The organism is Pseudomonas sp. SDT291_1_S447 (assembly GCF_054070155.1).
On the sequence record NZ_JBSVXS010000028.1, the window covers coordinates 1 to 22,941 of the forward strand.

A 22,941-nucleotide genomic window follows, 5' to 3' on the forward strand; every position below is an offset into this window, starting at 1 on the left:
CCCGGTCTCAAACGTAAAGGATGTACCCGGTCTTTACCCACCCTAGCCCTCTCCCGGAGGGAGAGGGAACCGACCGCGGTGAATGGTTGAGGTACGCCGACCTGAGATGCCGGGTTGAACGCAGATTTTGACCAGCGCAAAGATCGGCTATCTTCCGAGTGAACCCTGACAGCCCCTCACCCTAGCCCTCTCCCGGAGGGAGAGGGAACTGACCGAGTTGAATGGTCGGGATACGCCGACCTGAGATACCGAGTCGATCGCAGACTTTGACTGAGATACCGAGTCGAACGCAGATTTTGAACTGCACGAAGATCTGCTCCCTTCCCCCTCGCCCCCCTTGGGGGAGAGGGCTGGGGTGAGGGGGATCGATCTGAATGGCAACACAAAATCCACGCGAATGAAAAAGCCCGGCTAAAAGAACCGGGCTTTTGCGTGAAGACCAATCACCCCCCCGGATTGGTCACCTGAATAAACACCGCATAACTCCCCAACAACACCCAGAACGTCGCAAAGATCCACGGCGTGCGTACCGAAAACAGCAGCGACTTTCTATACCCCTTGTGGCTCGACTCCATCTCACTGAACAACGGCGATTCGTCATACGCCAAGCCCATCAGCGGCTCGCTGTGCAGCAAGTGGCTCTGCTTGAAATGCCAGTGATCGATGATGTCGTACGCCGCGCGAATCCCCGGCCAGGCATTCAGCGAGCTGAGCAACCCGAGCAGCGCCAGAAACGGCGGCACCACCAGCGTGAACAACTTGCCCCACTCCGGGTTGAGATTGGCCATGCACGAGGCAAAGGCAATCACCAGAAACGACTGCGCCGCCAGATAGGCATCGGTGCGGTTGGCGAGGATGCTGGTTTCGTACTGGATCTCCCGGCGATAGAAATCCAGCCGTTCCTTGGGTGAGCCGAACATCTTGGCGTCATGTTCGGTCAGGGTTTCTTCAGCGGTGGGCTCAGTCAGTATGCGAGACAAAAGATGCACGCTCCAGGAGTGGGGGGAAACGTTTAGAAGTCCCCGTTGGCGCGCAAGTTCAGCCGGATTGACCGGCGCCTCACTTCATCGATTGAGCAATGATTGCCACCAGATTCATCTGCGTGAACGGCTTGGGCAGCCGTGGCAGTTGCGCGGCAAAACCCTCCAGACGTTCGGCGTAACCGGTGGCCAGGATAATCGGCAGATCCGGTTTCAGCACACGCACCGCATGGGCCAGTTGCGCGCCACTCATCTGCGGCATGGCCATGTCGGTAATCATCAGGTCGATGACCTCGCCCTGATCAAACAACGCCAGCGCCTGCGCACCGGACGTCGCACTGACCACGCGATGGCCAAGGTCTTCAAGCAGCAGGCTGGTGCTGGTCAACACCAGCGAGTCGTCATCCACCACCAGTACGCTGAGTCGTGGCACCGTCACTGGCTCGGCGGGCGGATGCAGCGGCTTGCTGGTCGTGCCCTCGACGGCCACCGGAATCCACAGTTCAGCCGTGGTGCCTTGGGCCTTTTCGCTCTTGAGGACGAAACGCCCGCCCAGTTGCTCCATGAAGCCGTGGACCATCGACAAGCCCAGCCCGGTGCCCTTGCCCAACCCTTTGGTGGTGAAAAACGGATCTCTGGCCGACGCCAGCGTGTGCTCATCCATGCCCTCCCCGGTATCGATCACACTGAGGCAGACGTAACGCCCCGCCGGCAGATCAGAATGCCCCAGTTCGAGCACCACTTGCGGTTCAGCGGTGATGCTCACCGCGCCACCGTCGGGCATGGCGTCGCGGGCGTTGGTTGCCAGGTTGAGCAAGGCCAGTTCCAGCTGATTGGTGTCCGCCAGCACCGGCTCCAGATCTGCAGGAAACCGCGTATCGATGCGAATGCCCGGCCCCAGCGAACTGCGCAGCAACCCGGTGATGCCCTGAACCAGTTGCGCAATATCCACCGACTCGGTTTTCAATTCCTGACGGCGGGCAAAGGCCAGCATGCGCTGGGTCAGTGACACACCACGCAATGCACCTTGGGTGGCGTTTTCCAGCAGGCGGCTGACTTTCGCATCGTCGCCCATGCGTTTTTGCACGATCTCCAGATTGCCGAGAATCACCGTCAAAAGGTTATTGAAGTCATGGGCGATGCCGCCGCTGAGTTGCCCGATGGCCTGCATCTTCTGCGCCTGGAACAGCGCTTCCCGGGTTTTCTCCAGCGCTTGCTGTGCCTGGTGGGTCTCGGTGATATCGCGGGTGATCTTGGCAAAACCGAGCAACGTGCCGGTGTCGCCACGAATCGCATCGACTACCACGTGAGCGAGAAACCGCGTGCCGTCCTTGCGCATGCGCCAGCTCTTGTTTTCGAAGCGGCCCTCGCGGGTGGCGATTTCCAGCGCCCGTTGCGGTTCGCCGAGTTCGCGGTCTTCGGGGGTATAGAAGATCGAAAAATGCTGACCGATGATTTCTTCCGGCAGATAACCCTTGATGCGCTGGGCGCCCTGGTTCCAGTTGCTGACCCGGCCTTCGGGGCTGAGCATGTAGATCGCATAGTCGGTGACGCCCTGCACCAGCAAACGGAATTGCTGTTCGCTTTGCTTGAGAGTTTCCTCGGCCATTTTGCGGTCGGTCAGGTCGCGGGTGATCTTGGCGAAACCGAGCAACTTGCCGCTGGGATCAATGATCGGATCGATCACCACGTGCGACCAGAAATTGGTGCCGTCCTTGCGCACCCGCCAGCCCTCGCCTTCGAAGCGCCCTTCACGGATCGCGGTATCGAGCGCCCGTTGCGGCAGGCCGGCGGCGCGGTCGTCAGCGGTATAGAAACGCGAGAAATGCTCGCCGAGGATTTCCGCTTCTTCGTAGCCCTTGAAGCGTTTGGCGCCGGAGTTCCAACTGGTGATGATGCCGTCGGGATCGATCATGTAGATCGCATAGTCGACCACCGCATCGATCAGCAGACGAAAACGCATCTCTTCGATCGCCGCGGTCTTGTTTTTCTCGCTCATCACACTCACCAGCCATTGTCATGATCGGAAGTATGCGGCAATCCGGCGAATTGGGAAGCGGCCGACTCATGATTGATTGCCCACCAACGCGGCAGCAGCTGTTTGATCCGGCTCTCGGCAAAGCGATCGTCAATCAGCATCACTACGCCGCGATCCTCGCGGGTACGGATGACTCGCCCGGCGGCCTGCACCACTTTCTGCACGCCGGGGTACAGATAGGTGTAGTCGTAACCGGCACCGAAGATCGCCGCCATGCGGTGTTTGAGCTGTTCGTTGACCGGATTGAACTGCGCCAGCCCCAGCGTCGCAATGAACGCGCCGATCAGCCGCGCACCGGGCAAATCGATGCCTTCGCCGAACGCACCGCCCAACACGGCAAAGCCGATGCCTTGGCTGTGCGCGGTGAACTGATCGAGGAAAGCCTGCCGTGCGCCTTCGAGCATCCCCCGCGATTGCTGCCAGAGGGTGATGTGCGGATGGCGCTCGGCGAGTAACGACGCCACTTGTTGCAGGTAATCGAAGCTGCTGAAAAACGCCAGATAGTTGCCCGGACGCTCGCTGAACTGCCGCGCGATCAATTCGACGATCGGCTCCAGCGAAGCCTGACGATGATTGAAGCGTGTCGAAATGCGGCTGACGATCTGCACCTGCAACTGCTCGGCGCAAAATGGCGATTCGACGTCGATCCACACGGTGTCGGCGGGCGTGCCGAGCAAATCGGCGTAATAGTGGCGCGGGCTGAGGGTGGCAGAGAACAGCACGCTGCTGCGCGCCGCTTTCAGACGCGGGCCGATGAACGCGGCCGGCACCACATTGCGCAGGCACAATTGCGACAGCGGCTTTTTGCGGTCGAGGTCGCGCTTGCTGATGTCGAACAGGTAATGCTCATCATACAGCTCCGCCACCCGGGCGAACTGCAGCAAGTCGAAGTAGAAATTCTGCAAGGCGCTGTCGAGGCATTGCGGATGGTCATTGAGGTAATCGCCAATCGCGGCGCAACACAGCGAAATCGCTTGCAGGAGTTTTTCCGGCGCCTTGTCGTACGCCTGATAGGCCGCCAGTTGCGGCGCATGCAGCGCGTTCCATTCACGGTTGATCCGTTGCAGGGAGTTTTTCAGCGCGGCGGGCGCGGTTTTGCGCACGCTGCCCAGAGTGAACTGATCAAGACTGGCGCTGTACATCTGCCGGCCCCGTTCGACGAGGTTATGCGCCTCGTCCGCCAACACTGCGACTTTCCATTGGTTGAGCTGGGCGAGACCGAAGAGCATGGCGCTGAAGTCGAAGTAATAGTTGTAGTCGGCGATCACCACGTCGACCCAACGGGCCATCTCCTGACTGAGGTAATACGGGCACACCGCGTGTTGCGCGGCGACCTCGCGAATGGCCGCTTGATCGAGCAGGCGGATTCGACTGGCCGCTTCCCGCGCGGCCGGCAGGCGATCATAAAAGCCCTGGGCCAACGGACAGGATTCGCCGTGGCAGGCTTTGTCCGGGTGTTCGCAGGCCTTGTCGCGGGCAACCATTTCCAACACCCGCAGGGGCAAGGCTGGCGATTGGTCGAACAACACCTGACTGGCATCCAGCGCCAGTTTGCGCCCCGGTGTCTTGGCGGTGAGGAAGAACACCTTGTCCAGTTGCTGCGGCGCAAGAGCCTTGAGCATCGGGAACAGCGTGCCAAGGGTTTTGCCGATGCCGGTCGGCGCCTGGGCCATCAGGCAGCGGCCGGTGCTGACAGCCTTGAACACCGACTCGGCCAAATGCCGCTGACCGGGACGAAAATCGGCATGGGGAAACGCCAGTTGTTGCGCCGCCAGATTGCGCGCCTCGCGATGGGCCATCTCCTGTTCGGCCCATTGCAGGAACAGCGTGCATTGCTGTTCGAAAAACGCTTGCAACGCATCAGCACTGAACGCCTCGACCAGACACGTCTCTTTCTCGCTGACGATATCGAAATACACCAGCGCCAGATTGATCTGTTCCAGTTCGAGTTTGCAGCACATCAACCAGCCGTAGATCTTCGCCTGCGCCCAGTGCAACTGGCGGTGGTTGGCCGGTTGCTTGCTCAGGTCGCCCCGGTAGGTTTTGACTTCTTCCAGACAGGTTTGCGCCGGGTCGTAGCCGTCCGCCCTGCCCTTGACCTTCAATTGCCGGAACTCGCCTTCCAGCGCCACTTCGCTTTGGTATTTTTCGCTGCGTCGCGAAGCCACGGTGCGGTGGCCGGCGATGCCTTCCAGCGCCGTCGGTGACGGGGTGAAGCGCAGATCGAGGTCGCCGGTCTTGGCGGTGAACTCGCACAGTGCGCGCACGGCAATGTTGTAGCTCAAGCGCTCTGCTCCGCCCATTGCACGTAACACACCGCCACCGGCATCTGGTGTTGATGGCAGAACTCCAGCCAGCGCAGTTGATTGTCCTGCAGGCGATCGCCGGGGCCTTTCACTTCAATCATTCGGTAGGTTTTGTGCTGCGGCCAGAACTGGATCAGGTCAGGCATGCCAGCACGGTTGGCCTTGATGTCGAGCAGCAAACGGTTGAACCAGTGTTTGAGGTGTTCGGCCGGCAGACAGGCCAATGCCTGTTCCAGCAGTTGCTCATTCAAGGCGCCCCAGAACACGAACGGCGACTGTATGCCCCACTTGGCGAAGAAGCGTTCGCGGATCGTCGCCGCATAGCGACCGTCGTCGAGTTCGCTCAGGCACGTTTGAAACAGCTCGGCGCGGCGTTGCTGAAAGTCTTCGTTGAGCAGATCCACCGGGCCACGCTGGAACGGGTGAAAGAACGCCCCGGGCAACGGCGCGAAGATCGCCGGCCAGCACAACAGGCCGAACAACGAGTTGATCAGGCTGTTTTCCACGTAATGCACCGGGCCATCGTCATCGTGCAGATGCGCCTGCACGTAAAACTCCACGGACAACGCAGGATCGCTGCGCAGTAACTGCAGATCCAGACGCTCGACCGGTTTCGCCGTTGCGCGCTTGAGCGGCGGGCCACCGAGTTTGCGCCGCACCCTTGGCAATATCCGTTGCAGGCCCTGCTGCTCGGCGGCGCTTTCCGGCGCCTGCTCCGCCAGCGTCGCGAGCTCCAGCGCCAACGGGTATTCGCCGCTGCGCTCCAGCACGCGAATCATGCGCAAGCGGGCGCCGGGATAGGCGCAGTCGCGGTAAATGCTCAGGGCCAGGGCAAACTCGCCGATGCGCTCGCAATACTGGCCGATCTGGAACAACACCTTGCCACGCCGGCGTTGCAGCCACGGGTTGTCGAAGTGCAACGCACTCACCTGCTCGACAATGGTTTGCAGCGGCTCGCCGGCCTCGAAACGCATTTGGCAGTGGTGCAGGAACAGACAGGCGTCGACGTCTTCGCGGCTGCGCAGGCCCCGCGAGTCGGCGCAGAACTCGACTTTTTCATAGGTGAAGATGCCCAGATCGGCGAGGACGAATTCCGACCAGTCCTGATACAGGTTGCCGAAGAACATCAGCCGCAAGCGGTCGCACAGGTCCATGATGGTCAGGCTGAACAGCCGGTCATCGAGCAGTGGCGCCCAGTCGCGCAGGCAGCGCAATTCGCTGAACTGCTCGGCCAGCAGCGGCAGCCAGTCATCCTTGCGCCCCTTGGGCTGTTCGATGGTGGCGCCGAAGGCCTGCACAAGCTCGGCTTTGAGCAACACGTCAAACAACTCGGCGAGGGCCAGCGGCGCGTGTTCATCGATCCAGCCACGCTCCAGCAAGGGTTGCGCGGCCGCAGCGATGTCACCGATTTCAGCGTAATTGAGTTTGCCGGCGCGAAAATGCACGCCCTTGCGCATGACCATCCGCACCAGCAAACCCTGAGTCGCGCGCGGCAAGGCCTTGAAGTCGCGGATGAACGCGTGCTCCGTTTCGTTCATCACATCGGCATAGCGAAGCTCAAGCCAATCAAGCACTTGCCGGAAGTTGTTAAGGTAATAGAACGGGTCGTCGAGGGGATTGGCAGTCACGGGAATTCTGGGGCCATGGCGAGCGAGTACTGGTTATGCGTACAGATAACAGCTGTGCCCCGCCCGGTGCAAACGGAAAATGATCAATGGCATTTTTTCGCCGGGCTATCGAACTTTTCTCACGGAGATAGCACCAACCGCGTTAGAAGGCCGACAATGCTCGGCATCACATCGAATGAGGATTTAGAGGTGGGTATGAAAATCAAGTCACTGGGCATCCCTTTCGCCGTCGTTGCCGCGCTGGCACTGGCCGGTTGCTCGACCCCGACGGTGGTCACTCTGCAGAACGGCACCCAGTATCTGACCAAGGACATGCCGAAAACCAAAACCAAGGATGGCTTCTATGAGTTCGAAGATATTTCCGGGTCCAAGGTGAAGGTTCGTGCTGACGAGGTCGCCACGGTTCGCGAAGAAGACTAGATTCGCTCGTTCCCACGCTCTGCGTGGGAATGCAGCCAGGGACGCTCCGCGTCCCATCCAGAGCCGAACGCGGAGCGTCCGTTGAGGCATTCCCACGCAGAGCGTGGGAACGATCATAAGCTGAGTATTATTCGAAGGTCGGCATGCCCGGAATGCTGCCGTCGCAAGGCATGTACGTGCCCCCGCGCTTGACCACTTCACCCTGCAAACGCCGGCAGCGGTCCAGATCCTGCTGCGCCATGCGGTCAATGCTCAGATTGCCGGTGGTTTGCGGCTGCTTGCCGTCACCCAGGCGCAGGGTCACGAACGGTTGTTCGGGCTGAATCTGAAAGCGGCTTTTCTCTTCAACCGGCTCGACCGCCTCGGTTTTCGGCGGACTCGGCAGTTGGTCGGTGGTGATGCCGTAACGGCTCAGAATCGAACTTTGAGGCAGATCGGCCCAGACATTGGCCGAACACAGCGCCAGTGCGATGAACCCGATATACCCCTTGAAACCTTTCACGTTTGAATCTCCTGTACTCAATGGCGGCTAGCTATAGAACGTGTGTGCACGTGCTGGCTTTAGGCCGCATTTCCTGTTTTCGCAGGGGTTTGAGTCAGGTCGTGGCCATCGAGTCACTTTTGAAACCGAGTTATCGTTCTTCGCGAGCAAGCTCGCTCCCACAGGGGATTTGCAAACGACACAGATCCAGTGTGGGAGCGAGCTTGCTCGCGAAAGGGCCCTTACCGGCACCCCATCAACCTCAGGCGATCACAACACCGTCAGCACTCAGGCTGTTCAGCGATACTCCCACCAACGTCACCGAATCGTTACCAAACGTCAGCACCGTATCCTGTCCGACAGTGGCTGCATGGGCACGGAAGTCCTCGGTCGGCAACACACCTTGCACGCCAAGAAACACCAGTTTGTCATTCGACGTGTAACCGACCACTCGATCCTGCCCAAACGCACCGTTGAACAAGAACGTATCCGCCCCGCCCCCCGACTCCATCAGGTCATTACCAGCACCGCCAACAAACACGTCATTGCCTGTGCCACCGATCAGGTGATCGTTACCGTCCAGCCCGAACAACCAATCGCCACCCGAATGCGCCTTCAGCGTGTCGGCGCCAGCGGTGCCTTTGACGCTGGATTCGTACGCAGTGACATTGTTGCCGACCTTCAAACCGCTGGCCGTAACGCTGTGGGTCACATCGTCCTTGAACAGGCCCCAGAGAAACCCCGGTTCCTTGGTGACAATGCTGCCGATGTCGCGGGTGATGCTGATCCCGCCGTTGGCGTCGCGCACGTAGAGATTGCCGGCACCGTCATTGGCGAAGTCGAAGTTCTTCACCGCGCTTTGCAGATCGAGGGTGTTGCTGCCCTGCCCGCCCAGGATGACGTTGTAGCCACCGCCGTCGCGGAAGGTGTCGTTGCCGGCGCGACCCTCCAGATAATCGTTGCCGCTGCCGCCCTGGATCAGGTCATTGGCGTCGCTACCGATGATGAACGTGCTGCCCTTGTGGGTTTCGGCGTTGCGGTTGAGGTCCTGCACCCAGGTGTTGGCCCGCGCTGGGTCGGACAGGTTGGCGACGATGATCGTCGAGTCGCGGCTGGTGAGGTCGTAGAATTTTGAGTCGATCACCCGGTTCATGCCGTCGCCATACGCGGTCGGCAAGTGCGAGATCCAGGTGGGAATGTTGAGGATCGAGTACGGCAGCAGATTCCACGCGGTCGAGGCGTAATGATCGTTGAAACTGACGATGTTGTCGGTGGCCGACTCTTTCGGCGCATCGTGCACGCCGACCGACGCGACGGTGAAAGTCGAGCCGTCGAGGGCGCGGAACACCGGGTCGTTTTCGTAGCCGACGTTGAGCACTTTGTCCGTGCTGCTCTGGGTGGGCGAGGCGTAGGCGATGTAGTTGGAATCGGCAAAGAAACCGCCCCACTTGGCGCCACTCAAATCGGCCATGCTGTTGACCGCCAGGCCGCCGAGGCTGTGGCCGCTGACCAGCACGTCCTTGCCGCTGAGGCCGTTGGCCTTGGCGAATGCCACCACATCATTGAGCAGATTGCCGAAGGCTTCGCCGACGTAGTTCTTGGCGTAATCCTTGGGGCCGAAGGCGGCGAGCAGGTCGTTGATCACGTCGCCAATCGAGTCGAGGATCAGGTTTTCCCGCGGACCACTGGTGCCGCGAAAGGCAATGCCGAGTTCGGTGAGATGGCCCTGGGCGTCGTACTTGCCGAGGATTTCCACTTGGGCGGTGGTGTAACCGGCCTTCTCGCCGAAGAAGGTTCCCCGCGCGTCGGTCTTGCCGTCGTAGCCCAGTTGCGAGGCCGTGATCGGCGTCCAGCCGGCCTGTTTCACGGCGTCGAGGGCGAGTTTTTCCGAGTCGGGGTTCCACGGAATGCCAGGAATCACCCCTTGGGAATCGGTGCCACCGAGCAGTGCCGTGACCAGCGTGGCGGGCAGGCCGAGGCCGAAACCGTTGTGCTGATAACCGGCGGCAAAGCCGTTATCGAGGTTGTGATAGGAATACAGCGTGATCGCCATGGCATCGCTGAACAACGCCTTGGAATCGGCTGTGCCGAAGTTCTTGTAGTCATACACACCCATTGCCATTGCCTCTCTCTTGTTGGAATTGTTAGAGATAGCTCACAGCCAGGGCGCCCCTCGGGGACGCCCCGGAGCATTTCAGAAACTACGAATAGCTTTTAATGTAGGCCTTCGCCTGCTCGCGATAGCGGTGTGTCAGTTTGCATTTCTTCGTCTGACACACCGCTATCGCGAGCAGGCTCACTCCTACAGGTTTTTAGGCGAACACGAACGCCGAGTCCGACAGGTTAGCCACTCCCACCCCGATCAGGGTCACGGCATAGTCGCCAATCTTCAGCACGGTATCGCTGCCGGTCTGCGACGCGTGCTGCTTGTAGTCGTAGCCCTGCCCCGCGCCTTCAACGCCCATGAACACCAGTTTGTCGCTGCCCTGATAACCGTTAATGGCATCGAAACCGAACGCGCCGCTGAACAGGAAGGTGTTGTTGCCACCCACTGCGCTCATCACGTCGTTACCGGCGCCACCGACGAAGGTCACATGGCCCTTGTCGCTGATCAACTTGTCATCGCCACCGAGGCCGAACAGCCAGTCACCGTCGGCCGTGGCGTGCAGCGCATTGCCGTAGCCATCGCCGCTGAGCGAGTGGTTGTACTGGGTCAGCTCGTTGCCATTGGTCAAACCCTTAGCCGTGACGCCCCAGGTGATTTCCTTGCTGCCCCACCACGAACCCGACTCCTTGCTCACCAGCGCGCCGATGTCGCGGGTCATGCTGATGCCACCGTAAGCGTCGCGCACGTAAAGCGTGCCGTCACCGTCGTTGGCGAAGCTGAAGTTCTGCAGCGGTTTCTGCAGTTCAAAGGTGTTGTGGCCCTGGCCACCGAGCAGGATGTTGTAGCCGCCGTCATCACGAAAACGGTCATCGCCGCCCAGGCCTTCGAGGAAGTCGTTACCCGCGCCACCCTTGAGCCAGTCGTTGCTCTGCGTGCCGATGATGAAGGTGCTGCCGGTGTGCGGCTCGCCACTGCGGCCGAGATCCTCGACCCAAGTCTTGCCCCGGGATGCTTCTTCCAGATTGGAGACGATGACCGTCGAGTCTTTATGCGTCAGGTTGTAGAACGTCGAATCGATGACCCGATTCAAGCCATCGGCATAGCCCAGCGAGCTGTGGGCCGACCAGTTCAGCGGATTGACGATGCTGAACGGCACCAGGTTCTGCGCGGTGGACGCGTAGTTGTCGTTGAAGTTGACGATGTTGTCGGTGGTCGAATCGTGCGGTTTGTCGTGCTTGCCCATTGAGGCGCTGCTGAACGTGGTGCCATCGAGCACGCGGAACACCGGGTCGTTTTCAAAACCGATGTTCAGCACATTATTGCCAGTGCTGCTCTGGGTTGGCGAGGCGAAGGTGATGTAGTTGGCGTCCTTGAAGAAGCCGCCCCAGTTGCTCGCGCTCAACTCGGCCACGCTGTTGACGCCGAGCCCGCCGAGGCTGTGGCCGCTGAGCAGCACGTCCTTGGCGGCGATGCCGTTGGCAATGGCGAACGCGGCGACAGCCTTGAGCAGATTGTCGAAGGCGTTTTTCGCGTAGTTGCTCGCGTAATCCGACGGCCCGATGGCGGCCAGCAGGTTGTTTTTCAAGTCGCCGAAGGTGTCGCTGTAACCGAGCCCGCCAGTACCACGAAAGGCGACGCCGATGCCGATCAGTTTGCCGGCGGCGTCGTACTTGCCGAGCACTTCGGCCTCGGCGCTGGTGAAGCCGTCCTTCTCGCCGAAGAACGTGCCTTGCGACCCGACCTTGCCCTGATAGCCCAGCGCCGTCGCCGTGAGCGGCGTCCAAGCGGTGGCCGGAAGCGGCTTGCCGGTCGGCGTATAGGCATACAGCGTCAGTGCGATGGCGTCGCTGTACAACGCTTTGCCATCGGCATTCTTGTAATCGAACAGTCCCATGTTGTGCTCTCTCTTCCTTCAAAAACCGGCAGCTCTGTGCAGAGCTGCCGGTACGCTTTAGAACTGCCAGTCGAGGGTGAGGCCCACACCGTGGTCCTTCTCGTTCGAGCCGATCAGTCCGTTGTAATCCAGGTTCACCCGCACATCGCGGTTGAGCGCCAGACCTGCCCGCACGCCGACCACCGCCGCATCGCGATCCATCGACACGCCCTGCACGGTGAACGCGCTGTTGCCGTTGGCAAACGCCAGATGGCTGTCGGCATCGACGTTGTTCAGGTTGTGCTGCCAGCCCAGGCTTGCGCCCAGCTCAAGTTGATGCTGATCCGACAAGGCAAACGAACGCTTGGCGCGCACGCCGAGGGTCGACAGCACCACATCACGATTGTCCTCACCACCCTTCAACGCTGCCGCGTCACCCTTTTCGGTGAAGCTTTCAGTGTTCAGGTGCACGTAAGCCAGATTGGCGAACGGCTCCAGGTTCATCGGTTGCAGGCCCAGATCATAAGCGGCCTCGGTGAACACTTGAGTGGTTGCGGCATCGTGCTTGGTCTTTTGTTTACTGCTGACGTCCCCGAACTGCAGGTCACGTTTGACGTCGACACGGTGCCAGCTGTAAGCCCCACCGACGGTCAGCCGCAGTGCATCGATCTGATGCCCCAGGTACGCACCCAAGTGGTAGCTGTCGACCGACGCCGACGAATGCGTGCCGCTGCCCATGCTCAACGAGCTGTCGCTATAACCGGTAACGAAACCGAGACGGGTATCTTCAGCGATCAAGCCGTCGACACCGGCCAGCAGGCCGCCGATGGAGCTGTTGGAGTCGGCATTGTCATGCCCGCCATCGCTCTTGCCCCACGAACCCAAGACCTTGACCCAGGCGTTGCTGCGATCATCAGTCGGTGCGCCGGCATTGAACAGATCACGCTCACGCAGACGCTCGCCCACGGCTTCACGCAGGTAACGGCTGTCGTTGATCAGCATCGTGCCAATGGCCGGATGGATCTCGCCGGACAACTGTTGGAAGGCTTGCTGCGCCGACGCCGCATTCGGCGACAGCAACAGGGTTTCGAACAGCGCATTGCCAGCGCCCAAACGCTCAGCTGCCGCACCGACCGCACGCTGGTTCGGCGTTAGGCCAACACTGGCGAACGAGGCCTCGTTACGCCCGACTGCCAACTGAATGCCATCGGCCGAGTACGCCAGCGTGCCGCCAAGGAAGGCGTAATCCGGCAACACCTGACCGAAGCGCCCTTCAATGCCGCCCGCCGCTTGCAGGATGTTGTACTGAGTGCCGAGCAGGCTTTGCACTTCGTTGGTGCTCAGCAGCGTCGGGCTGTTTTCCAGCGACATGCTCACTGTGGCGCCTTCAATCACGGCTTTGCCGGTAGCGATAATCTGATCGCTGCTGGTCGGCGACAGCTCTACCGCGTAAGTCGAACCCGGTGCAAAGGTCACGTCACCGGCCACGTTCAGGGTGCCGATGGAATTACCCGGCGCGACCGTACCGCCGCTGTTCACCGACAGCGCGCCGATGTGGCCATTGCCGCCGAGGATACCGCCGTCATTCACCGTCACCGCCGATTGCAGCGAACCGTTGATGGCCAGGCGTCCCTGATTGACCAGGGTCGGGCCGCTGTAAGTGTTGTTGCCGGTCAGTACCAGCGTGCCGAGACCTTGCTTGGTCAAACCGCCGTGACCGGAAATGTCGTTGCGCCAGGTATCGAGGCCGCAAGTGATGTCGGTGCACACGCGCTCGGTCGGTTTGCCTTGATCGATGATCGCGCCGATGCCCGGCAGATCCGCGACAAACTGGCCGGAGCCGTAAGCGCCGTCGATGCGGAATTCCGCCGGAATGTCCTGCTCGGTAACGAACATCGACGGGCCGTCGATGCCCTTGCGCAGGTTGATCATGCCCCAGCCGTACAAGGCGTCGATGCCCGGCGCGCCGAGGTCGGTGGCGGTGGTGCGCAAGACCGTGGCGACTTGATCGCCGGTCATGTACGGGAAGCGCTCCATCAGCACCGCCATGGAGCCGGCCACGTGTGGCGCGGCCATCGAGGTGCCGTTGTAGTTTTTGTAGCCGGTGGTCAGGTTGTCGGCGTTGGTACCTTCGATGATCGAGCTGAAGATTTTCGTGCCCGGCGCCGAGACGCAGAAACTCGCGGTGTAGCCGCAGCGCGAAGAGAACGTACTCATGATGTACGGGTTGGCGCTGGCCAGATCCGGGTTCTTCTGCAGCGCGGCAACGGTGATCCAGTTCGGCGCGATGTCCGGGACGAAGTAGCCGAGACCGGCGATGGCGTCCGGATTGTTGAGGTTGTAGTCGTTGCCAGCGGCGAAGATCGTCACGATGCCGCTGCGTGCGGCGGCAATCGCGCCGTCGTAGGCGCCGCCGGGTTTTGTGCCGAGCAGTGTGCGGATCTCGTTGAACTGCAACTGCGCGTCATTGACGGTGAAATGCGGGTACGCCGGATCGCGGCCACCGAGGTCGAAACGGTCGGTGATGCCGATGCCCCAACTGTTGTTGATGATCCGCGCGCCACTGGCGATCAGTGCATCCCAACCGGCCTTGTACACCGCGCCGTCGTTACCGCGAACGATGCCGTCTTCCGGGCCCGGGTCACCGTTGTCGGCGCTGATGATCTGCGCACCGAACGCCACGCCGTGCATCGGCCCGCCGTCGCGACTGCCTGCGGCGATACCGCCGACGTGGGTGCCGTGGGCGCCAAGTTTTCCGTCGGAGCCGACCGAGGGCGAACCGTCGTAGCGGAACGCATCGCCGGCTTTGACCGGGATGTACGGGTCGGTGTATTCGCGGATCCCGCTGGTGACCAGGGTGACGACTTTATTGCTGCCGGAAAACTCCGGGTGCGCGGCGTACACCGGCTGGTCGAAGATCCCCAGTTTCACGCCTTTGCCGGTATAGCCGGCGGCGTAGGCGTGATCGGCACCGATCGCGCCCAGGCCCCAATCGGCCTGAAACTCGGCACTGCGCCAACTCGACGGATCGCCCGTGCGACCGCTCTCCACGTAGGGTGCGGCATGGGCTGTGCCAATGGCACAAAGCACGGCGAGCGTGAGGGTTTTCAGGGCAAAGCGGCCACCCGTTTGCGCGGGGGTATTGTTGTTATTCATCCAGCGACCTTCCTTAGTGATGTTGCGAAAAATCCTGATCGTTCCCACACAGAGCAACTGATCGTTCCCACGCTCCGCGTGGGAATGCAGCCCGTGACGCTCCGCGTCACTGGACGCAGAGCGTCCCTAGAGGCATTCCCACGCAGAGCGTGGGAACGATCGGACGCAGAGCGTGGGGTTAGAACTGCCAGTTCAGGCTCAAGCCAACGCCATGAAGCTTTTCGCGATTGGCCAATTGTCCGTTGTAATCCAGGTTGACCCGTACATCGCGGCTCAGCGCGAGGCTGGCCTGTACGCCGACCAGCGCGGCATCACGCACCAGCGCTGAACTCTCCACCGCGTACGGTGTGCCGCCGCTGGCAAAGCGCAAATGCTGTTCGGAGTCAATGTCGCTCAGGCTGTGCTGCCAGCCGAGGTGGCCGCTGACGTCGAGTGATTGCGCAGGCGAAAGATTGAAGGTCTTGATCGCCCGCACGCCAAGGGTGCTCAGCACCGCGTCACGTTGATCGCCGGAGCTTTTCAACGCGGCCGCGTCGCCCTTCTCGGTCAAGCCTTCAGTGTCCAGATGCACGTAGGCGAGGTTGGCGAACGGTTCCAGCGCCAGTGGTTGCAGGTGCAAGCGGTAAGCCGCCTCACCGAACACTTGCGTGGTTGCCGCATCGACTTTGGCTTTCTGTTTGCCACTGACGTCGCCGTATTGCAGGTCGCGCTTCACATCGGCGCGATGCCAGCTGTAGGCCGCGCCGGTGCTCAAGCGCCAGGCGCCGATTTCACGACCGGCGTATGCGCCCAAGTGATAGCTGTCGACCTTGGCCGAGGAATGCGTGCCCGAGCCCATGCTCAATGAGCTATCGCTGTAACCGGTGACCAGGCCGATGCGGGTCTGCTCGTCCAGCGCGCCGTCGACACCGGCCAGCAGACCGCCGATCGAAGTGTTGTAGCCTGCCGTGTCATGGCTCGAATCGGTCTTGCCCCACGCGCCGAGGGCTTTGATCCAGCCGTTGCTTTGTGCGGCGTTGGTGTCGTGCAGACGCTCGCCCACCGCATCGCGCAACTGGCGACTGTCATTGACCAGCATCGAACTCAACGCCGGGTAGATCTCGCCGCTCAACTGCTGGAACGCTTGTTGCGCCGAAGCGGCGTCTGGTGAACGCAACAGGCTTTCGTAGACCGAATTGCCGGCGCCCAGGCCTTCGACGGCAACGGCCACCGAACGCTGGTTTGGCGTTTGCCCGACGCTGCTGAAGGTAGTCGCATTACGTACGATATCGAGCTGAATGCCGGTGGCGGCGTAGTCGAGGCTACCGCCAATAAACACATAATTCGGCAGCACCGCGCCGAACCGGCCCTGAATGCCGCCGGCCGCTTGCAGGATGTCGTACTGGCGACCGAGCAGGCTCTGCGCTTCGGTGGTGCTGAGCAGCGTCGGGCTGTTTTCCAGCGACAGGCCGACGGTGGCGCCGCTGATGTTGGCGGTGCCGCCGGCAACGATGCGGTCGCTGCTGGTCGGCGACAATTCAACGGCGTAGGTCGAACCCGGTGCGAAGGTCACGTCACCGGCCACGTTCAAGGTACCGATGGAGTTGCCCGGTGCCACGCGAGCACCGCTGTTGGCGGTCAGCGCGGCGATCCGCCCGGAACCGCCGAGGGTGCCGCTGTCATTCACCGTCACAGCGGAAGTCAGCGAACCGTTGACCGTGAGCAAACCGCCATTGACCGTGGTTGCACCGCGATAGGTGTTGGCGCCGGTGAGAATCAGCTGCCCGCCGCCGGACTTGATCAGGCTGCCTTGATACACCCGACTCGCCGCCGCTGCATCACGGGCAGTGCCAACGGCGTAATCGGTCTGATCCTGTTGGCTGGCGCCTGCGGGAACGCCGTTCTGCCAGCCCTTGTCCTGCAGGGTTTGCTGCCAGGCACTGTGCTCGGCGAGGTCTTCACTCTGCCGCTGAATCAGCGCCTTGTCAGAGATGTCATTACTCCAGACATCGCGCTGCCCTGCCCCCAGGCTGGCATCAAACGCACCGAGCAATTGCCCCGGCCCGCGCATTGCCCGGTTCAGATTGGCCACGCCCCAACCGACTCGCTCAGTCGGAGCATCGGTGACCGAGCCATCCAGTTGCGTGGCGGTGGTCAGCAGCACTTCGAGGGCCTGCTGATTGTTCATGTACGGGTAGCGTTCCATCACCAGCGCCAGCGCGCCGGTCGCATGCGGCGCCGACATTGAGGTGCCGGATTTGATCGCGTAACCGCCACCGGGAATGGTGCTGTCAATCTTCGCTCCCGGCGTGGTGATGCACCAGTATTTGGCGAGGCCGCACTGGTTGTACTTTTGCTGATTGCTCTGATCGAGGCCGGAAACCGCCAGCCAGTGACCTTCCAGATCCGGCTGAAAATACGGCAACGCGGAACGCACGCTGGCGTTTGGATAGCCGCTGTTGCCGGCGCTGAACACGTTGATCACACCGCGTCGGGAGACATCGGCGGCGGCATCGAGCCAGGTGCCTTTGTTCCAGTGCTGGGCGTACGCGGCGTGCAGATCGGCAAGAGTGCGGTAGCTGACATCCGGCGGCTGGCTGCCCCAGCTGTTGTTGATCGCGCGCACGCCGGCATCGGCCAAGGCGTCGTATACCGCTTTGAAATAGCGTGGATCGGGATTGGGGCCAAACAGGAAGCTGTCGTTCTTGTTGGTGTTACCGACGTAGATCTGCGCGTTGTACGCGACGCCGTGCATGCCGCTGCCATCGCGTGAGGCGCCCATGGTGCCGACGACGTGAGTACCGTGGGAGTCGTTGTTGGGGTTGAGGGTGCCGTCGACGTTGAACAGCGAGCCGTCGATGTAGCTGCCGCTGGCCTGTACCGGGTGATAGCGGGCTGAAGCGAATTCCGGGTGGGCGGCATCGAAACCGGAGTCTAGGGCGCCGATTTTCACGCCTTGGCCGGTGATGCCGGCGGCGTAGGCTTGCTCGGCCTGCATGCGGCTCAAGCCCCAGTCGCGGAGGAATTCAGCGCTGCGCCAACTGGCGGGATCGCCGGGTTGGCCGGTTTCGAGGTACTGGGCCTGAGCCTGGGTTGCAGAAATCACAAGCAGCAGGGTGCCGACCGAAATCGGCTTGATGCGTACGTCCATGTTCACCACTCACTTTTATTGTTTTATGCAGGTTGTTTTGCGGTGTTGCCTGTTCCCCTCACCCCAGCCCTCTCCCCCAGGAGAGGGAGCTGACCGCGGGGTCTTGCGTCATTCATCGACCTGAAAAACCGCGTCGATTATGGATTCGGTGAAGCAGATCCTTCCCAAAGAACAGGAAGCTGACCGAGGTGTCTTGCGTCATGCATCGACCTGAAAAACCTGGTCGATTATGGATTCGGTGCCGCTCGATCAGGTCGGCGTACTTCTAAAATATCCCCCGATCGGTCCCCTCTCCCTCTGGGAGAGGGTTAGGGTGAGGGCTGGTGAGCGACCACAAAAGCCTCATCCACCCGCGCCAGATCCTGCTCGTTCAAGGTCCCGGCGTAGTAATGCAATTTGGTCCAGGCCATCAGATAGTCGTACCGCGCCTGCGCCAGATCGCGGCGGGTGGTAAACAGTTGCTGCTCGGCGTTCAACGCGTCGAGGTTGGTACGCTCACCACCGAGAATGCTCTGCTTGGTCGAAACCACCAGCGCTTCCGCCGAGCTCAGCGCTTTCTGATAAGCGCGCAGTTTGCTCACCCCGGACAGGCAAGCGCTGAACTGCCGCCGCAGTTCAATCAGCGTTTCACGCGTCTTGCCGTCAAGTTCATACTCGGCCTGTTCCATGGTGCGACTGGCCTGACGCGTCGAAGCCGACACCCCGCCACCGGCATACAACGGCACGCTGACTTCAAAACCGATGGTGTTGGTTTCGTAGCGCTGGTTGTAAGTGTTGCCGCTTTCCGATTCGTTCTGGCGCATCGAGGCGTAGGCATTGATTTTCGGCAGATGCCCGGCGCGATTGCGCTCCACTTCGTAACGCGCGACTTCCACGGCCTGACGCTGCGAGGCCAGATTCGGGTTATTGCTGACCGCCATTTCGTGCCAGGTGTCGTAATTGGCCGGCATCAGCGCGAAGGTCTGGAAGTTCTGATCCAGCGGCGCCAGATCACCAATGTCCACCGCTGGCGTGCCCACCAGCGCACCCAGTTCCCGCAGCGCCGCGTCTTGTTCATTGCGCGCCTCGATCTCCTCGGCGGTCGCCAGTTCATAGCGCGACTCCGCCTCGAGAATGTCGGTACGCGTGCCCTCGCCCTGCTTGAACATGTGTTCGTTCTGCTGGAACTGCTGCTCGTACGCCTTCTTCTTCGCCTGAGCGATGTCGATCTGATCCTGCGCGAACAGTGCCTTGGTGTAGTTATCCAGCACGCGAACCAACAGCTCCTGGCTCTTGCCGCGAAAGTTCTCATCGGCAAACAGAGACTGCGCGACGCCTTTGCGATAGGCGGCATAGGCCTCGTAGTCGAGCAGCGGTTGCTGCAACGTCAGCGCCGAGCCGTAACTGCTGTAATTGCGGTCGTCAGTACGGTTGCGCGCGCGCTCGTCGAGGGAGGTGGCTTTCGACGAGTTGCGCCCCTTGTTGTAGGTGTAGCCGATGCGCGGCAACAGGCCGGCGCGGCCAATGGCGCGATTTTCCAGGCCGGCGTCACGCTCCTTGATCGCGCCGAGGAACACCGGGTCATTGCGCAACGCCTGTTCGTAGATCTCGAACGGCCCCATGGCCGCCACTGCCGAGTGACTCGCGAGCAGCAAGAATGCTGCTGCGAGCGTGGAAAGCTTATTCATACAGCCGAACATCCTTATTCTTCGGTCAGCGCAGAGCCGGCCCGGTCAAGCAGCGGTTTGAACAGATAGTTGAGCAGTGAACGCTCACCCGTACGCACGAACATTTCTGCCGGCATGCCGGGCTTGATCACCAGACCGTTGAGTTTTTCCATGGCCTGATCGCTGACGCTGCTGCGCAACACGTAATAAGGCACGCCGGTTTTCTCATCGACCATCTGGTCGGCGGAAATCAGGCTGACTTCACCCGGTACACGCGGGGTTTTGCTCTGATTGAACGCGGTAAACAGGATGTCCACCGGCAAGTGCGCGCCAACCTTGTCGATCAGGTTGATCGGCAAGTGCCCTTCCACTTCCAGCGTGGTGCCTTGCGGAACGATCTCCAGCAACGTTTCACCCTGACGCACCACGGCGCCCTCGGTGTGCACGCCGAGGTTGACCGCGACGCCGTCGGCAGTGGCGATGATTTCGCTGTGTTGCAGGTCGAAACCGGCCGAAGTCAGTTGCTCCGACAGGGTCACGCTTTTCAGCTGCGCGTCGGCCAGTTGCGTGCGGACTTCCTTCTGGTATTCCTCGGCGTGCTGTTGCAGCTTCAGCCGCGATTCGAGGATGCCCTGCTCGACCCGGCCGCTTTCACCGGTGTTTTCTGCCAGTTGCTGCTGCACCTGCGACAGTTGACGCTGGTATTCCATCAAGCGGTTGCGCGGGATGTAGCCGTTGTCGGCGAGCGGTTGCAGATTGCTCAACTGCTGTTGCAGCGAGTCGGCCTGAGCATTGAGATCGGTGCGGGCGCGACGCATGCCGGCCAGTTGCGCGGTGGCGCCTTCGATGCTTGCGCGCAGTCCGGCCTGCTCGCGGTAGTACGCCTCGCGACGGCTGCTGAACAATTGCCGCTGACCTTCCAGTACCAGTGCCAGACGCGGGTCCGGATCATTGCTCAGCTCAGCCGGAAAGGTCACTTGCTTGAGGTTGTCGCGCTCGGCCTGCCAACGCGCGAGGCTGGCCCAAGCCATGCGGTATTGCGCTTGCAGCGACTGCACGTCAGCGGCGACTTGCGTCTGATCGAGGCGGAACAGCGGCTGGCCCTGCTTGACGATCTCGCCTTCGCGCACCAGGATCCGGCTGACCACGCCACTGCTCATCGACTGCACGGCTTTGCGTTTGCCCGACACGACGACCGTGCCCTGCACCGGGATGCCTTGATCCAGCGGCGCCAGTGCCGCCCAAGTGAAGAAACTGCCGGCGCCAACGATCGCCAGAATCCAGCCCATACGTGCGAAGAACTTCGCATCGCGTTCCGGGCGCTCGGTGATGTAGGCGTGTTCCATGCTCGCTTCGTTTTCAGTGTTCATGCTGGCGCTGCTCATACACCCGTATTCCTTGTCGAGGGCTGATACTGTCGGCTCATGCTGAGCCCGCCCGGTGCCTGCGCAGCTTTTTCCCGTTGTTGTTCTTGCTGGCCTGAGAGTGCCTTGAGCACATCCTGACTTGGGCCAAATGCCTGCAAACGACCGTCATTGAGCACCAGCAATTTGTCAGCCTGGGCCAACACCGAAGAACGGTGCGTCACCAGCACCACCGTGGTGCCCTGGGCTTTCAGCGCAGCGATGGCGCTGGCCAATGCCGCTTCACCGACGGTGTCGAGGTTGGAGTTCGGTTCATCCAGCACCACCAGACTCGGCGTGCCATACATTGACCGCGCCAGTGCCACACGCTGTTTCTGGCCGCCGGACAAACCGCTGCCGTCCTCGCCCAGTTGGGTGTCGTAGCCTTGCGGCAGACGCAGGATCATTTCGTGCACACCCGCCTGCTGCGCAGCCGCCACGACTTTCTGCGGATCGGCTTCGCTGAAACGGGCGATGTTCTCGGCGATGCTGCCGCTGAACAGTTCGATGTCTTGCGGCAGATAGCCGATGTACGGGCCAAGGTCATCGCGGTTCCAACGATGAATATCCGCGCCATCGAGGCGCACGGTGCCGCCCAGGGTTGGCCAGACACCGACCAGCACACGGGCCAGCGTCGATTTGCCGGAACCGGATGCACCGAGCACGCCGAGCACTTCACCGGCATTCAGATTGAAATTGACCATTTGCAGGGTCGCCGTGCGTTGCCCCGGTGGGCCGGCGCTGACCTGTTCGAAAGTAATCTGGCCTTTCGGCGCCGGCAGCGCCATGGCGTCGTCACTCGGCGGGAACGCTTGCAGCAAGGCATCGAGACGGCGGTAGGCCAGTTTCGCCCCGCTCCACTGCTTCCATACGGCGATCAACTGGTCGATCGGGCTGAGCACGCGGCCCATCAGGATGGAACCAGCGATCATCATCCCGGCGGTCATGTCGCCCTTGATCACCAGCAAAGCGCCCAGGCCCAGCACCAACGATTGCAGGCACAGGCGCAGGGTTTTGCTCAGCGAACTGATCACCGCACCGGTGTCACTGGCCTGATTCTGCAGACCGAGGAACCGCGAGTGCACCTGGAACCAGCGCTTGCGCAGGGAACCGAGCATGCCCATCGCCTGAATGGTTTCGGCGTTATGCAAATGGCTGGTGGCCAACTGGCTGGACTTTTGCGAATAACCGGCGGCTTCGCCCAGCGGCTTTTTGGTCATGTATTCGTTGAGGCAGGCCAGGCCGATCAGCAGCAACGCCCCCGCCGTGGCGAGCACGCCGAGCCAGACGTTGAACAGGTAAATCACGAACAGATAGACCGGGAACCACGGCGCATCGAAAAACGCGAACAGCGCAGGACCGGTGACAAATTGGCGAATGTGCGTCAGATCGCCCAGCGACTGCCCGGCGTTGCCCTCGCCCTGGAACAGGTTGCGCTCAAACGCGGCTTGGTAAACGCGCAGGTTGAAGCGGCGCTCCAACTGGCTGCCGATGCGGATCACGATAAAGCTGCGCACCACTTCCAGCAGGCCGATAAAGGCGAAGAAACCGACGACCATCAGCGACAGCATTGCCAGGGTGGTCTCGTTCTGCGAGGACAGCACCCGGTCATAGACCTGCAGCATATAGATGGAGGGCACCAGCATCAGCACGTTAATCAGCGCAGTAAAGCAACCGACGCTGATCAGGATACTTTTATAGTCACCCAATGCCTTGAATAAGGGCGCGGTGGCTGGGGCCTTCGCCATCTTCATTGATTATTCCTGGAAAATA

The 22,941-nt window shown here is 61.2% G+C and carries 13 protein-coding genes; 1 reads left to right on the plus strand and 12 read right to left on the minus strand.

What is annotated here, in order from left to right; translation table 11 throughout:
- Window positions 1–443: 443 nt before the first annotated feature.
- The 4 genes from ACW9IR_RS12105 to ACW9IR_RS12120 form a co-directional block, all read right to left on the minus strand.
- Window positions 444–980: a hypothetical protein gene (locus ACW9IR_RS12105; RefSeq protein WP_016983364.1), complete on the minus strand. Its 537-nt coding sequence runs from the start codon at window positions 978–980 to the stop codon at window positions 444–446.
- Window positions 981–1,059: 79 nt separating this feature from the next.
- Window positions 1,060–2,979 (minus strand): PAS domain S-box protein, encoded by a 1,920-nt coding sequence (locus tag ACW9IR_RS12110; protein ID WP_457463368.1) that lies wholly within the window; start codon window positions 2,977–2,979, stop codon window positions 1,060–1,062.
- 5 nt (window positions 2,980–2,984) lie between these two features.
- Window positions 2,985–5,303, minus strand: coding sequence for a helicase C-terminal domain-containing protein (locus ACW9IR_RS12115; protein WP_457463370.1), 2,319 nt, complete (start codon window positions 5,301–5,303; stop codon window positions 2,985–2,987).
- Complete coding sequence (locus tag ACW9IR_RS12120) at window positions 5,300–6,952, minus strand: VRR-NUC domain-containing protein (protein ID WP_457463372.1); 1,653 nt, start codon at window positions 6,950–6,952, stop codon at window positions 5,300–5,302. Before ACW9IR_RS12120 ends, ACW9IR_RS12115 begins: the two co-directional genes overlap by 4 nt.
- A 195-nt stretch (window positions 6,953–7,147) precedes the next feature.
- Here ACW9IR_RS12120 and ACW9IR_RS12125 point away from each other — a divergent pair, with 195 nt between their 5' ends.
- Window positions 7,148–7,372, plus strand: coding sequence for a YgdI/YgdR family lipoprotein (locus tag ACW9IR_RS12125; RefSeq protein WP_095120841.1), 225 nt, complete (start codon window positions 7,148–7,150; stop codon window positions 7,370–7,372).
- Window positions 7,373–7,499: 127 nt separating this feature from the next.
- Here the strand turns inward: ACW9IR_RS12125 and ACW9IR_RS12130 are convergent, their stop codons facing one another.
- The 8 genes from ACW9IR_RS12130 to ACW9IR_RS12165 form a co-directional block, all read right to left on the minus strand.
- On the minus strand, window positions 7,500–7,874 hold the full coding sequence (locus ACW9IR_RS12130; protein ID WP_457463375.1) for a hypothetical protein: 375 nt from the start codon (window positions 7,872–7,874) through the stop codon (window positions 7,500–7,502).
- 241 nt (window positions 7,875–8,115) lie between these two features.
- Complete coding sequence (locus ACW9IR_RS12135; RefSeq protein WP_110719286.1) at window positions 8,116–9,969, minus strand: polyurethane esterase; 1,854 nt, start codon at window positions 9,967–9,969, stop codon at window positions 8,116–8,118.
- A gap of 196 nt (window positions 9,970–10,165) precedes the next feature.
- Window positions 10,166–11,854: a polyurethane esterase gene (locus ACW9IR_RS12140; RefSeq protein ID WP_457463377.1), complete on the minus strand. Its 1,689-nt coding sequence runs from the start codon at window positions 11,852–11,854 to the stop codon at window positions 10,166–10,168.
- 57 nt (window positions 11,855–11,911) lie between these two features.
- Entirely contained in the window at window positions 11,912–14,989 is a 3,078-nt protein-coding gene (locus ACW9IR_RS12145) for an autotransporter domain-containing protein (RefSeq protein ID WP_457463379.1), read from the minus strand.
- Between the two features lie 178 nt (window positions 14,990–15,167).
- On the minus strand, window positions 15,168–18,119 hold the full coding sequence (gene eprS, locus ACW9IR_RS12150; RefSeq protein ID WP_457463381.1) for an autotransporter serine peptidase EprS: 2,952 nt from the start codon (window positions 18,117–18,119) through the stop codon (window positions 15,168–15,170).
- 308 nt (window positions 18,120–18,427) lie between these two features.
- Entirely contained in the window at window positions 18,428–19,798 is a 1,371-nt protein-coding gene (locus tag ACW9IR_RS12155) for a TolC family outer membrane protein (RefSeq protein ID WP_102901797.1), read from the minus strand.
- Window positions 19,799–19,800: 2 nt separating this feature from the next.
- The gene (locus ACW9IR_RS12160; protein ID WP_034154169.1) at window positions 19,801–21,150 is read right to left on the minus strand and encodes an HlyD family type I secretion periplasmic adaptor subunit; all 1,350 of its coding nucleotides are present in this window, start codon (window positions 21,148–21,150) and stop codon (window positions 19,801–19,803) included.
- Window positions 21,147–22,922 carry a type I secretion system permease/ATPase gene (locus ACW9IR_RS12165; RefSeq protein ID WP_110719259.1) on the minus strand — a complete coding sequence of 592 codons (1,776 nt, stop codon included), beginning with the start codon at window positions 22,920–22,922 and terminating at the stop codon, window positions 21,147–21,149. The genes ACW9IR_RS12160 and ACW9IR_RS12165 overlap by 4 nt, the downstream gene beginning before the upstream one ends.
- Window positions 22,923–22,941 lie beyond the last annotated feature (19 nt).

Excerpts from the sequence above, each read along its gene's own strand:
- ACW9IR_RS12110 (WP_457463368.1), bottom strand. The coding sequence starts at position 2,979 with ATGAGCGAGAAAAACAAGACCGCGGCGATCGAAGAGATGCGTTTTCGT.
- ACW9IR_RS12125 (WP_095120841.1), top strand. The coding sequence starts at position 7,148 with ATGAAAATCAAGTCACTGGGCATCCCTTTCGCCGTCGTTGCCGCGCTG.
- ACW9IR_RS12135 (WP_110719286.1), bottom strand. The coding sequence starts at position 9,969 with ATGGGTGTGTATGACTACAAGAACTTCGGCACAGCCGATTCCAAGGCG.
- ACW9IR_RS12140 (WP_457463377.1), bottom strand. The coding sequence starts at position 11,854 with ATGGGACTGTTCGATTACAAGAATGCCGATGGCAAAGCGTTGTACAGC.
- ACW9IR_RS12145 (WP_457463379.1), bottom strand. The coding sequence starts at position 14,989 with ATGAATAACAACAATACCCCCGCGCAAACGGGTGGCCGCTTTGCCCTG.
- eprS (WP_457463381.1), bottom strand. The coding sequence starts at position 18,119 with ATGGACGTACGCATCAAGCCGATTTCGGTCGGCACCCTGCTGCTTGTG.
- ACW9IR_RS12155 (WP_102901797.1), bottom strand. The coding sequence starts at position 19,798 with ATGTTCGGCTGTATGAATAAGCTTTCCACGCTCGCAGCAGCATTCTTG.
- ACW9IR_RS12160 (WP_034154169.1), bottom strand. The coding sequence starts at position 21,150 with ATGAGCAGCGCCAGCATGAACACTGAAAACGAAGCGAGCATGGAACAC.
- ACW9IR_RS12165 (WP_110719259.1), bottom strand. The coding sequence starts at position 22,922 with ATGAAGATGGCGAAGGCCCCAGCCACCGCGCCCTTATTCAAGGCATTG.